The sequence below is a fragment of the Marinobacter sp. R17 genome (assembly GCF_003789045.1).
Classification (GTDB): Bacteria; Pseudomonadota; Gammaproteobacteria; order Pseudomonadales; family Oleiphilaceae; genus Marinobacter_A; species Marinobacter_A mangrovi.
On record NZ_RHGZ01000005.1, the window covers coordinates 89,638 to 101,932 of the forward strand.

A 12,295-nucleotide genomic window follows, 5' to 3' on the forward strand; every position below is an offset into this window, starting at 1 on the left:
GTGTGGCGATGGGCGCCGTTACCAAACCGTAAAGCGTCGTTCACGTATCCCGCTGGCCCATCACGATGCGCGCCATCAGGTCCTCAATACGGCCGATATCGTCTTCTTCTCCGCTGCGGCCGGTCAGGACCACCTGGGAGCCGATGGTCGCAACATACAGCAGCATCGACAAGTCTTTCGTCCGCTCCGGGTCACTGCTGATGCGGCTGAACAGCTCACAATTCTGGTTGATCCGCGCTTCGTCCACCTGGGCCACCAATTCGGCGGCGTACGCGTTACGGCGGGCAAAATCGCGCACCGCCAACTCCACCTGCAACCGGCGCACGTTGCGGGCCGCATCGGTGAGCAGCAGTTCGAGGATCTTGCGCAATTCGATTTCCACGTCCCCGCCCTGGGGCTTCCAATACTGCAGTTCGTGCAGGCGGCGGTCGCGCCAGCGATTCAGGAAGCTGACCACCAGATCCTCATGGTCCTTGAAATGCCAGTAGAAACTGCCCCGTGTCACGCCGAGCTTCTTAGCCAGCGTCAGCACCCGCAGATGGCTGAATCCGCTGGAGGCCACTTCACCGGCGGCGGCGTCCAGCCAGTGATCGCGCGTCAACTGGGTCTTGTCGCCGGACGACGCCGGTCTGCGCGTACTCCGGGTTTTGGCTTCACTCATACAGCACTCTGTTCCTGTCCTGACATCATGACGTGGGATTCTACATGAACCGGCCAAGCGTTGACCGCACCCACAACATACATTAGTGTACGGAAAAACAATACACCAGTGTATGGAGCCATCACCCGACGACTCCGGCACCTGTCTTCCATCTTTCGCGCGGGTCGGCGCCATGGTTCGCCCCGCCTGCCAACAAGGAGCAACGCGATGAGTAGCGCGCACTACGACGTGAACGGCGAGATCGCCGTTATCCGCCTGGATAACCCGCCGGTGAACGGCCTGGGGCTGCCCCTGCGCCAGGGTATTGTGGATGGCATCAAAAAGGCCGAAAGCGATGACGCTATCAAGGCCGTGGTCCTGATCGGTTCTGACCGTGCCTTCTCCGGCGGCGCCGACATCAGCGAGTTCGGCACGCCGAAAATGCTGGCCGAGCCCATCCTGACCACCGTCATTAACTACCTCGAGACAGCGAAGAAGCCGGTGATTGCAGCCATCAGCGGCGCCTGCATGGGCGGTGGCCTGGAGCTGGCGCTGGGCTGTCACTACCGCGTCGCCAAGCCGGACGCGCAGATTTCCCTGCCGGAAGTGAAGCTGGGCATTCTGCCCGGTGCCGGCGGTACCCAGCGCCTGCCGCGGGTGATCGGCGTCGAGCACGCCCTGAACATGATCGTCTCCGGCGCCGCCGTGCCGGCCAAACAGTTCCAGGGCAGCCCGCTGTTCGATGACATCGTCGACGGCGACCTGCTCGAAGGCGCGCTGTCTTACGCGAAAAAGGTCGTTGCCGAGAAGCTGCCGCTCAAGCGCGTGCGCGACCTGAAAGCGACCCACGCCAACCCGGAAGGCTTCTTCATGTTCGCCCGCAACACCGTGGGCGCGGTGGCCAAGAACTACCCGGCGCCGCTGAAGTGCGTGGACGCCGTGGAAGCCGCCGTCACCAAGCCGTTTGACCAGGGCATGGCGGTCGAGCGCGAAGCCTTCGCCAATCTTCTGCAGACGCCGGAATCCAAGGCCCTGCGCCATGCTTTCTTTGCCGAGCGCTTGACCAGCAAGATCGCCGACGTGCCGAGCGACACCCCGACCCGCGACATCCAAAAGGTCGGCGTGATCGGCGGCGGCACCATGGGCACCGGCATTACCATCAACTTCCTCAACGCCGGCATCCCGGTCACCCTGGTGGAAATGAAGCAGGAAGGCCTGGACCGCGGCGTGGCGGCCATCCAGAAGGTTTACGAAGGCCGTGTGAAGAAAGGCAAGATGAGCGAAGACAAGGCGAAAGCCTGCATGGATCTGCTCACGCCCAGCCTGTCCTATGACGACCTGAAGGACGCCGATCTGGTGATCGAAGCGGTGTTCGAGGAAATGGGCGTCAAACAGTCCGTCTTCGAGACGCTGGACGCCACCTGCAAGCCGGGCGCGATCCTCGCCTCCAACACCTCCACCCTGGATCTGAACAAGATCGCGAGCTTCACCAAACGCCCGGAAGACGTCATCGGCCTGCACTTCTTCAGCCCGGCCAACATCATGAAGCTGCTGGAAGTGGTTCGTGGCGACAAGACCGCCAAGGACGTGCTGACCACCGCCATGAAACTGGCCAAGACCATCAAGAAGACCGCTGTGGTCTCCGGCGTCTGCGACGGCTTCATCGGCAACCGCATGATCAACCAGTACCAGCGCGAAGCCATCCTGATGCTGGAAGAAGGCGCCACCGTCCAGCAGATCGACAAGGCCATCGAGAAGTTCGGCTTTGCCATGGGCCCGCTGCGCATGGCAGACCTGGCTGGCGGCGACATCGGCTGGGCCATCCGCAAGCGCCTGTATGCCGAGCACCCGGACATGACGAAGATGGTCGTCGCCGATCGCCTGTGTGAGATGGGCCGCTACGGCCAGAAGACCGGCGCCGGCTTCTACCGTTACGAGCCGGGCAACCGCAACGCCCTGCACGACCCGGAAGTGGATAAGGTGGTGGACGAGGTCCGCGCCGAGCTGGGCATCACCCCGCGCAAGATCAGCAACCAGGAAATCGTCGAGCGCTGCGTCTACGCCCTGGTCAACGAGGGCGCCCGCCTGCTGGACGAAGGCATCGCCCAGCGCGCCTCCGACATCGACATGGTGTACCTGACCGGCTACGGCTTCCCGGTGTTCCGCGGCGGCCCCATGCACTACGCCGAGGAAGTGGGCCTGCCCAATGTGGTCCGCGCCATGGAACCCTTCGCCGACACCCACACCCAGCCGGGCTTCTGGGAACCGGCGCCGCTGCTGGCGCGCTGCGCCGCCGAAGGCAAGCGTTTCGATGAGCGCTCCAAATAACTCGGGTATCCGGTCAACGCATTCAAGCGGGGTTGCCTCCGGGCAGGCCCGCCAACAGGAGAATTGTTATGTCCAATGATGTCGTCATCGTATCCACCGCCCGTACGCCGCTGGCCAAGTCCTGGCGCGGCGGGCTGAACATGACCCACGGCGCCACCCTGGCCGGCCACGCCATCCAGCACGCGGTCGAGCGCTCCAAGGTCGATCCCAACGAAATCGAAGACGTGCTGATGGGCTGCGCCCTGCCCGAAGGCTCCACCGGTAATGACGTGGCCCGCATGGGCGCGATCCGCGCCGGTCTGCCGGTCACCGTCGGCGGCGCCACCATCAATCGCTTCTGCTCGTCCGGCCTGCAGGCCATCGCCATGGCCGCCCAGCACATCGCTGTGGATAAGGTGCCGGTGATGGTCGCCGGCGGTGTGGAGTCCATCTCCACCGTCCAGGCCAACGTCAACCAGAACTACCTGATGGAACCCTGGCTGGCGAAGAACAAGCCGGAGCTTTACTGGTCCATGCTGCAGACCGCCGAAACCGTGGCGGAGCGCTATGGCATCAAGAAGGAAGCCATGGACGAATACGGTGTGCGCTCCCAGCAGCTGGCCGCCCAGGCTCGTGAAGACGGTAAATTCAACGACGAGATCGTGCCCATCACCACCACCATGGGCGTCGCGGACAAGGCCACCGGCCAGTTGAGCACGAAGGAAGTCACCGTCAGCCAGGACGAAGGCATCCGCCCGGACACCAACCTGGAAGGCGTCAGCAAGATCCGCTCGGCGATGCCCGGCGGTGTGGTCACGGCCGGGAACGCCAGCCAGTTCTCTGACGGCGCGTCCGCCTGCGTGCTGATGGACGGCACTCTGGCGGAGCAGCGCAACATCGAGCCTCTGGGGATCTTCCGCGGCTTTGCCGTGGCCGGCTGTGAGCCGGACGAGATGGGCATCGGCCCGGTGTTTGCGGTCCCCAAACTGCTTAAACGCCACGGTCTGACCGTTAACGACATCGGCCTGTGGGAGCTGAACGAAGCCTTCGCCGTCCAGGTGTTGTATTGCCAGGAGAAGCTGGGCATCCCCATGGATCGCCTGAACGTCAACGGCGGCGCGATCGCCGTGGGCCACCCCTACGGCACCACCGGTTCCCGCCTGGTCGGCCACGCGCTGATCGAAGGCAAACGGCGCGGCGTAAAGTACGTGGTGGTGACCATGTGCGTCGGCACCGGTATGGGTGCGGCCGGGCTGTTCGAGGTCGCCTGATATCGCCGAGGTTTGGTCTTTTAAGCCCCTCGCCCCTGGCGGGAGAGGGGTTTGGGGAGAGGGGGAGACGAGTTGGACGTCTGCACCTGGATTCACCGGGCGCCAAGACAACCGATCCCCCTCTCCCCGGCCCTCTCCCGCAAGGGGAGAGGGAGCGTAACCGGTCACTCCAGGCCAAGTATCACGGCCTGGAAACCCTGGCATCAATCCGGCCACCACCGAAAGCCAAACCATCAGCTACATTTAAAACGAGCACCCACAACAAGACAGCGTTTCCAGACGTCGACCTGACAACGAGGTTAGCCATGGACCTGAACTATACCCCCGAGCAGGCGACCTTCCGCGAGGAAGTGCGCCGGTTCCTGAAAGACAATCTCCCCAAAGACATTCGCGACCGCGTCAAAAAACGCCTGCGTCCGGACAAGGCCATGACCCAGCGCTGGCAGAAGATTCTGTTCGACAAGGGCTGGGGCGCTTCGACCTGGCCGAAGGAACACGGCGGGCCGGGCTGGTCGCCCGTCGAACAGCTGATTTTCGAGGAGGAATGCGCCCTCGCCGGTGCACCACGCCAGCTGGACTTCGGCTTGCGCATGGTCGCCCCGGTGATCATGGCCTTCGGCAATGAAGAGCAGAAGCAGAAGTACCTGCCGCGCATCCTCAGCGGCGAGGACTGGTGGTGCCAGGGCTATTCCGAGCCCGGCGCCGGTTCCGACCTCGCCTCGCTGAAGACCAAGGCAGTTCGCGAAGGCGATCATTACATCGTCAACGGTCAGAAGACCTGGACCACCCTGGGCCAGCACGCCAACTGGATCTTTTGCCTCGTGCGCACCAGCAACGAGGGCAAGCCACAGGAAGGCATTTCCTTCCTGCTGATCGATATGAACACCCCCGGTATCGACGTGCGGCCGATCATCATGCTCGACGGCGAGCACGAGATTAACGAGGTCTACTTCGACAACGTGAAGGTGCCGGTGGAAAACCTCGTTGGCGAGGAGAACAAGGGCTGGACCTACGCCAAGTTCCTGCTGGGCCATGAGCGCACCGGCCTGGCCAACGTCGGCCAGTGGAAAGCCATGATGAAACGGCTCCGGGAAATTGCCGAGGAGCAGCCGGACGGCGACCGGGTGCTCATTGAAAACACCCGTTTCCGCGACCGCCTGGCTCAGTTGGAGATCGAGCTTAAGGCCCTGGAGCTGACCGTGTTGCGCGTTCTGACCGATGAGAACGGTCCCGGTCCGCAGGCCTCGATCCTGAAGATTCGCGGCACCGAGATCGGCCAGGCGCTGTTCGAGCTGATGATGGAAGCGGTGGGGCCCGACGCCCTGGCGCACATTCCGGAAGCGCTGGAGCTGGACTACCCCGGATCCCGCGTCGGCTCGCCCGACGCCACACCGGCCGCCGGCGACTACTTCAACATGCGCAAGCTGTCGATTTTTGGCGGGTCCAACGAGATCCAGCGCAACATCATCGCCCAACGGGTTCTGGGACTGTAAGGAGGCGCGCATCATGAATTTCAATCTCACCGAAGAACAGCAAATGCTGCAGGACTCCCTGCGTCGCTTCCTGGCCAACGAATACGGCTTTGAAAAGCGCAAGGAGATCATTGCCGCCGGCCAGAGTCTGGACAAGCCGACCTGGAACGCGTTCGCGGAAATGGGTCTGCTGGGCTACACCCTGCCGGAGGAATACGGCGGCCTGGGCGGTAATGCGATGGACACCCTGCTGGTGATGGAAAGTTTCGGCCGTGCGTTGGTGGTCGAACCCTACCTGTCCACCGTTGTGCTGGGCGGCGGCATCATCCAGGATGCCGGTTCCGACGAGCAGAAAGAGCGGATCCTGCCGAAAATCGCTACCGGCGAGGAATTCCTGGCCTTGGCCCATCAGGAACCCGGCGGGCGTCACAACCTGGATTACGTGAGAACGGAGATCCAGAAACACGGCGACGACTACATCCTGAACGGGCGCAAGACAGCGGTTCTGAATGCCGCCGGCGCCCACTACCTGATCGTCTCCGGGCGCCGGGGCGGGCGGCCGACAGAGCCGGTGTCCCTGTTCCTGGTCAACCACGACACCTCCGGTGTCGAGATCGAGGAATACACCACTCATGACGGTCACCGGGTGGCTGACGTGATCCTCGACAGCGTGATGGTCAGTGACGATGACCGCATCGGTGCCCGTGGCCAGGCCATGCCCATCATCGAGAAGGGCGTGGACCGTGCGATCGCCGCCCTGTGCGCCGAAGCCGTCGGCGCCATGGAAGCGCTCAACGAGACCACCATGGAGTACGTCAAGACCCGCCAGCAGTTCGGTATGCCCATCGGCAAGTTCCAGGTCATTCAGCACCGTCTGGCGGACATGTTCATCGCCGCCGAGCAGGCCAAATCCATGGCCATCCTGGCGGCCAGCATGGCGGACTCCGACGACCGCAAACAACGGCGCGAAGCCGTGTCGATGGCCAAGACCCTGGTCGGCCAGTCGGCCCGCTACGTGGGCCAGCAGGCGGTCCAGTTGCACGGCGGCATGGGCGTCACGGACGAGATGTTCGCCGCGCACCTGTTCAAGCGGCTGACACTGATCAACCTGCAGTTCGGCGATGCCGACTACCACCTCGGCCAAGTCAGCGACGGGCTGCTGAAAAGCGCCTGAAACCCGACGGGTGCTGCCGTCACGGCAGCACCCGATTCAACAGTAAGGGGAAGTGAGTGAGCGTTAAACAACTCTTCGACCTGAGCGGCAAGGTGGCCCTGATCACCGGCGGTTCCCGGGGTCTGGGCCTGCAGATGGCCGAAGCATTGGGCGAAATGGGAGCCAAAGTGGCTCTCACTGCCCGCAAACAGCATGAACTGGACGAAGCAGAAGCCCATCTTAAACAGCAGGGCGTCGAGGTGATGACCCTGGCGGCGGATATGTCCGACCTGGAAGGCATTCCGGCGGTTGTGGATAACATCGTTGCCGGTCTGGGCGACATCGACATCCTGGTCAATAACGCCGGCGCCACCTGGGGCGCGCCCGCCGAGGATTACCCGGCCGAAGGCTGGATGAAAGTGATGAACCTCAACGTCAACGCGGTCTTCTTCCTGACCCAGACGGTGGCCAAGAAGTGCTTCATCCCGCGCCACACCGGCAAAGTCATCAACATCGCCTCCATCGCTGGCCTGTCCGGCAACCCGGAAGCCATGAAGACCATCGCCTACAACACCAGCAAAGGCGCCGTGGTGAACTTCACCCGGGCGCTCGCAGCAGAATGGGGCCACCACAACATCAACGTGAACGCCCTGTGCCCGGGTTTTTTCCCGTCCAAAATGTCCCAGGGCCTGCTGGACGCCCAGGGCGACACCATGCTGGACCGCATTCCGCTGAACCGGTTTGGCGGTGAGGAAGACCTGAAAGGGGCCGCGGTGCTGATGGCGTCCGAGGCCGGCCGGCATATTACCGGGCAGTGTCTGGCGGTAGATGGCGGGACGTTGGTGTCCTGAGTTGAGGTCCACCCGCCATACGATGTAGCCGACGCTTCAGCTTCGGAGGGCCCGTCAGGGCCCCGGGTCCATCGGCGAGCCTTCGGCCCGCTCGGAAGCTGAAGCGTCCGCTACATTGTTCCTGTCAGGCCAAAGCCCAGTCAGGCCGGCACCGCCTCTCCAGCCACTTCCCGCAATGACGCCGACGTCTCACACACATACTGCTGCGCATCGAACCGGTTGGTCTGCTGCCGGAAGGCCCAGGTAAAGCTCGGCCACAGGGTGGTGTTCTTGCCGTTCTCGTTGACGTACCAGCTGTTGCAGCCGCTGTCCCAGACCGAGCCGTCGGACTTGGACTGGAGCATGGCGTTGTAATCCGCCTGCACATTCTCTTTCACATCGACCGCTTCCCAGCCCTGCTGGCGCATCTGGGCCAGCGCGTCCATGACGTACTGGATCTGGGACTCGATCATGTAGACCATCGAGCTGTGGCCCAGGCCGGTGTTGGGGCCGACCAGCATGAAGAAGTTGGGGAAGCCGTGCACGGTGGTGCCTTTGTAGGCTTCGGCCCCCTCGCGCCAGGCGTCCAGCAGATCGCGGTTGCCGCGGCCGAAGATCATGCCGTGGGGAATCGGGTCCTGCGCCCTGAAGCCGGTGCCGAAGATGATGGCATCCACTTCACGCTCAACGCCATTTTTATCCACAACCCCGCCGGCGGTGACCTCCTGGATGCCGTCGGTGCGCACGTCCACATGGTCCTGCGCCAGGGCCGGATAATAGTTGTTCGACAGCAGGATACGCTTGCAGCCGATGGTGTAGTCCGGCGTCACCTTCTTGCGCAGCGCCTTGTCGGGGATCTGCTTGCGGATGTGACGACGGGCTTCCAGCTCGGCGACTTTCATCAGGCGCGGGTTAAGCGCCAGTGCCAAAACACGGGACTCCAGATGCCAGTAGATGGAGTTGCGCAGCGCCGACTGGGCCGCCGGTACTCGACGGAACAGTGCCTTCTCCCAGCCTTTCATGGGCCGGTCCGGCTTGGGCATGACCCACGGCGGCGTACGCTGGTAGAGATCCACGCGGGCGGCTTCTTTCGCCACTTCCGGCACGAACTGGATGGCGCTGGCACCGGTGCCAATCACGGCCACCCGCTTGCCTCTCAGGTCGTAGTCGTGGTCCCAGTCCTGGGAATGGAACATCTTGCCCCTGAACCGGTCCAGGCCCTGTATGTTCGGATAGGCCGGCGTGCTCAGCCCGCCCATGCCGGAGACGAGAATGTTGGCCTCCATAGCCTCAAAGGCCGGCAGGTCGGGATCGTTCACGTCCAGGGCATCGCCGGGCTTGAGGTCATGCTTCTGCATGTACGCCCACAGCGCCGGGCTGTCGGCGGTCTCCAGCTTCCACAGGTTGCGCTGCTCGTCGTAGTGGGCGGTCGCCAGGTGTGTGTTGAAGCGGATGTGCTTCATCAGGCCGTACTTCTCAGCGCAATGGCGCAGGTAATCGAGGATTTCGCCCTGCTGGGCGTACATCCGCGACCAGCTCGGGTTCTGCTCGAAGGAAAAGGAATACAGCGCTGACTGGACGTCGCAGGCGCAACCCGGATAGTGGTTGTCGCGCCAGGTGCCCCCGACGTCGCTGCCCTGCTCCAGGATCACGAAATCCTCGTAGCCCGCTTCCTTCAGCTTGATGCCCATACCCAGCCCGGCAAAGCCGGTGCCGATGATTGCTATCGGAGTCTTGTCAGTCATAACCACCACACCTCGTTGTCGCTTGTGCGCGTCTTGTTGTCAGCGATGGCTCCTGAGTAGACACCTGTCTACCTGAGCCAGTAGACAGATGTATACACCCCATGTAGACGACTGTATACTTTTGCTGATCGAAAAATAGGCGTTTGGCCCATAGCGACAAGAAGGCGTCCTGATGAGCGTGATGACCGGAGGAAAACTGAAGCTGGTGCAGGCCGCCCTGCGGCTGATTACCGAGAGCCGCAGCCTGACCTCACTGGGCCTGCGCGAACTGGCGCGGGAGGCAGGGCTGAACCCCAACACCTTCTACCGGCATTTCCGCAATCTGGACGAATTCGGTTTGCAGGTGCTGGGCTATATCGCCGAAGAGATGAAAACCGGCGTACGGGAACTGCGTCGGATGGCGGAGAGTTCCGACCAGGCGTCCCGGGAGACGGTCGCCTTCGTCTATCACTACTTTCTGAACAACGCCGCGGCGACGACGGTGGCGGTGCGTGAACTGCACGGCCCGTCACCGGTGCTACGCCGGGCTTTAGAGAGCCAACTGGACGCCAGCGCCCGGGAGATGGCCGAGGACATCATCGAACGCCGCCTGGTGCCGGGCGTGGATGATGCCACGGTCCATGAGATCTCCCACATGACGATCCGCTACATCCTGTTCCGGGCCATGGACTACATCGAAAAACCCGAACAGCGCGATCGCATCCAGATCGAAACCGAACACTTCATCAACCGCCAGTTCCGCGGGGCGCTGGTGGAATCCCAGCCACTCGAGACCATCGCCCGCTGGGCCAGTAGTCACTGACCTCAAATCGTTAGTAATCGCTCACTTTCAATCTGAGCCTAGCCACCGAAAACGATGTCTGGAACTTTGCTAAAGCTGAACCAGGGAACGCCGTCGTGGCGGCCGCTTGAACCTTTCCACCCCATCAGACAAACTGTCACCAGATATCTATAAGTGGTGACAGTTTGTCTGGACCCAGATCTTCCCGATCACAACTCCAAACCCTGTTTCGCCAGCATGGCGGACAGCTGCGGTTAAGCGAGGCGCTCGAACAGGGCATCAGCCGCTACCGGTTTTATCAGCTAAGGGATGCAGGGGTGATAGAACCGGTTAGCCGGGGCCTATACCGACTGGCGGACATGCCGCCAGTTGAAAATCCGGATCTGGTGGCGGCCATGACCCGTTTTCCTGGCGCGGTGCTTTGCCTGATTTCCGCTCTGGACTGGCATGGCATCACGACGCAAATTCCCCATCAGATACACTTGGCCGTTGAGCGCGACGCGCGCCTGCCGGTACTGGAGTATCCCCCGGTATCCGGATACCGGTTCTCCGGGCAAGCGTTCAGCGAGGGCATCGAACGAGTGAACATCAACGGCATCACCATGCAGGTCTACAATGCGGAAAAGACCCTGGCCGACTGCTTTAAGTTCCGTAATCGCATCGGCATGGATGTCGTTCTGGAGGCTCTGGAACTTTACCGTACAAGAAAGACATTTCAGCCGGGCAAACTGATGGAATACGCTCGCCTTTGCAGAGTCGCCAACGTGATGGCCCCCTACGTAGAGGCCAAGCTATGAATGGAATCCAGTGTCCATAGGAAACAACCAAAGTGAAAGGAGATCACTGTGGCCAAAAATATTGCGGCGTCTGTACGTCAGAAACTGCTGAATAAATCCAGAGATGAGAAACGCCCTTTTCAGGAGCTCTTGCAGTACTTCGCCATGGAGCGGTTTCTGTATCGGCTGAGTCAATCGCCCCACAACAGTTGCTTTACGCTCAAAGGCGCCCTGATGCTTTGGACCCTGCAGGGGCCGGACAGCCGCCCCACCCGGGATATCGACATGCTGGGCCGGACCAGCAACGAACCAGAGGCGATTCTGACACAGATCCGTGATGTGATTGCCACCGAAGTGGCCGAGGATGGCCTGAGTTTCGACCCGAAAACCCTGAAAGTTGAAGCGATTACCGAAGATGCGGATTATCAGGGTCTGCGAGTAACATTTATTGGATTTCTGGACACCGCCAGAATTCCGATGCAGCTGGACATCGGTTTTGGCGATGCCGTTTTCCCGTTACCGTCTTGGCGGGATTTTCCGACCTTGCTGGATTTCCCCGTCGCCCGGATACAATGCTATCCCCCGGAAACATCCATTGCCGAGAAGTTTCAAGCCATGGTTAGCCTGGGCGAACTGAACAGTCGCATGAAGGACTTCTACGATATCTGGCTGATGGCTCGTCGACATACCTTCACCCTGGCGAATCTATCCGGCGCTGTCCTCAGGACCTTCGAGAGACGGGGGACGGCGCTGCCTGAAAGCGATCCGCTCACGGCAGCATTTGTAAGCAGTAAACAATCCCAGTGGCAGGCTTTTCGAAAACGCCTTGGCCAGCCACAACCTCCAGAAGCGTTTTCGGAGGTTGTGGAAGCACTAAGTGAATTCCTCTTGCCTGTCATTGCGGGTGAGGCCAAGGCGCTAACCTGGCACCCACCCGGCCCATGGGTTTCAGGACCTCAGGGGTGAAGGCGCTTACTTCTTGGTTGTATTGTAGACGTAGGAATCCACCGTATCGTCGGCGTTGAAGCGCACCACCAGGTCGGTGGTCTGGGCGTCGCTGAAGGCGGACCAGCGGTACTTGCCGTAGGTCCAGGTGGACTTGCCGTCCTCGATCCCGGTACGCCAGGGCTCACCGAACATCTGCCGGACATCGGCACGGGTGGTCTGGTCGATGCGGATCTGATCGACGTTCTGGGTGGGGAAATCGTGGCCGACCGTGGCACAGCCGGCGGTGAGCGCCGTTGCAACGACAACGGCGCCAAACAGCGGTTTCATTCCTGGCATCACGTCACTCCGTCAATGGATGATGCCTCCATCATA

General features: G+C 61.7%; 11 protein-coding genes. 8 read left to right on the forward strand and 3 right to left on the reverse strand.

Annotated elements, in window-relative coordinates:
• Nucleotides 1–40: 40 nt before the first annotated feature.
• Nucleotides 41–661 carry a TetR/AcrR family transcriptional regulator gene (locus EB809_RS05570; protein WP_123633832.1) on the reverse strand — a complete coding sequence of 207 codons (621 nt, stop codon included), beginning with the start codon at nucleotides 659–661 and terminating at the stop codon, nucleotides 41–43.
• A 207-nt stretch (nucleotides 662–868) separates the two neighbouring features.
• On the opposite strand from EB809_RS05570, the gene EB809_RS05575 reads away from it, so the two are divergent.
• The 5 genes from EB809_RS05575 (at nucleotide 869) to EB809_RS05595 (ending at nucleotide 7,694) form a co-directional block, all read left to right on the forward strand.
• The gene (locus EB809_RS05575) at nucleotides 869–2,968 is read left to right on the forward strand and encodes a 3-hydroxyacyl-CoA dehydrogenase NAD-binding domain-containing protein (protein ID WP_123633833.1); all 2,100 of its coding nucleotides are present in this window, start codon (nucleotides 869–871) and stop codon (nucleotides 2,966–2,968) included.
• Between the two features lie 68 nt (nucleotides 2,969–3,036).
• Nucleotides 3,037–4,218 carry an acetyl-CoA C-acyltransferase gene (locus EB809_RS05580; RefSeq protein ID WP_123633834.1) on the forward strand — a complete coding sequence of 394 codons (1,182 nt, stop codon included), beginning with the start codon at nucleotides 3,037–3,039 and terminating at the stop codon, nucleotides 4,216–4,218.
• 305 nt (nucleotides 4,219–4,523) lie between these two features.
• Nucleotides 4,524–5,711, forward strand: coding sequence for an acyl-CoA dehydrogenase family protein (locus tag EB809_RS05585; RefSeq protein ID WP_123633835.1), 1,188 nt, complete (start codon nucleotides 4,524–4,526; stop codon nucleotides 5,709–5,711).
• 13 nt (nucleotides 5,712–5,724) lie between these two features.
• On the forward strand, nucleotides 5,725–6,864 hold the full coding sequence (locus tag EB809_RS05590; RefSeq protein WP_123633836.1) for an acyl-CoA dehydrogenase family protein: 1,140 nt from the start codon (nucleotides 5,725–5,727) through the stop codon (nucleotides 6,862–6,864).
• Between the two features lie 56 nt (nucleotides 6,865–6,920).
• A complete protein-coding gene (locus tag EB809_RS05595; RefSeq protein ID WP_123633837.1) occupies nucleotides 6,921–7,694 on the forward strand; it encodes an SDR family oxidoreductase in 774 nt (257 codons plus the stop codon).
• A gap of 140 nt (nucleotides 7,695–7,834) precedes the next feature.
• On the opposite strand, the gene EB809_RS05600 is transcribed toward EB809_RS05595, so the two are convergent.
• Nucleotides 7,835–9,418 (reverse strand): flavin-containing monooxygenase, encoded by a 1,584-nt coding sequence (locus tag EB809_RS05600; protein ID WP_123633838.1) that lies wholly within the window; start codon nucleotides 9,416–9,418, stop codon nucleotides 7,835–7,837.
• A gap of 172 nt (nucleotides 9,419–9,590) precedes the next feature.
• Here EB809_RS05600 and EB809_RS05605 point away from each other — a divergent pair, with 172 nt between their 5' ends.
• The 3 genes from EB809_RS05605 to EB809_RS05615 all read left to right on the forward strand — a co-directional run bounded on the left by EB809_RS05605 (nucleotide 9,591) and on the right by EB809_RS05615 (nucleotide 11,941).
• Nucleotides 9,591–10,220, forward strand: a complete 630-nt coding sequence (locus tag EB809_RS05605; RefSeq protein WP_123633839.1) for a TetR family transcriptional regulator — start codon at nucleotides 9,591–9,593, stop codon at nucleotides 10,218–10,220.
• A gap of 164 nt (nucleotides 10,221–10,384) precedes the next feature.
• Nucleotides 10,385–10,996, forward strand: a complete 612-nt coding sequence (locus tag EB809_RS05610; protein ID WP_223807828.1) for a type IV toxin-antitoxin system AbiEi family antitoxin domain-containing protein — start codon at nucleotides 10,385–10,387, stop codon at nucleotides 10,994–10,996.
• A gap of 48 nt (nucleotides 10,997–11,044) precedes the next feature.
• On the forward strand, nucleotides 11,045–11,941 hold the full coding sequence (locus EB809_RS05615) for a nucleotidyl transferase AbiEii/AbiGii toxin family protein (protein ID WP_123633840.1): 897 nt from the start codon (nucleotides 11,045–11,047) through the stop codon (nucleotides 11,939–11,941).
• Nucleotides 11,942–11,947: 6 nt separating this feature from the next.
• On the opposite strand, the gene bamE is transcribed toward EB809_RS05615, so the two are convergent.
• On the reverse strand, nucleotides 11,948–12,259 hold the full coding sequence (gene bamE, locus EB809_RS05620) for an outer membrane protein assembly factor BamE (RefSeq protein ID WP_123633841.1): 312 nt from the start codon (nucleotides 12,257–12,259) through the stop codon (nucleotides 11,948–11,950).
• Nucleotides 12,260–12,295: the final 36 nt, after the last annotated feature.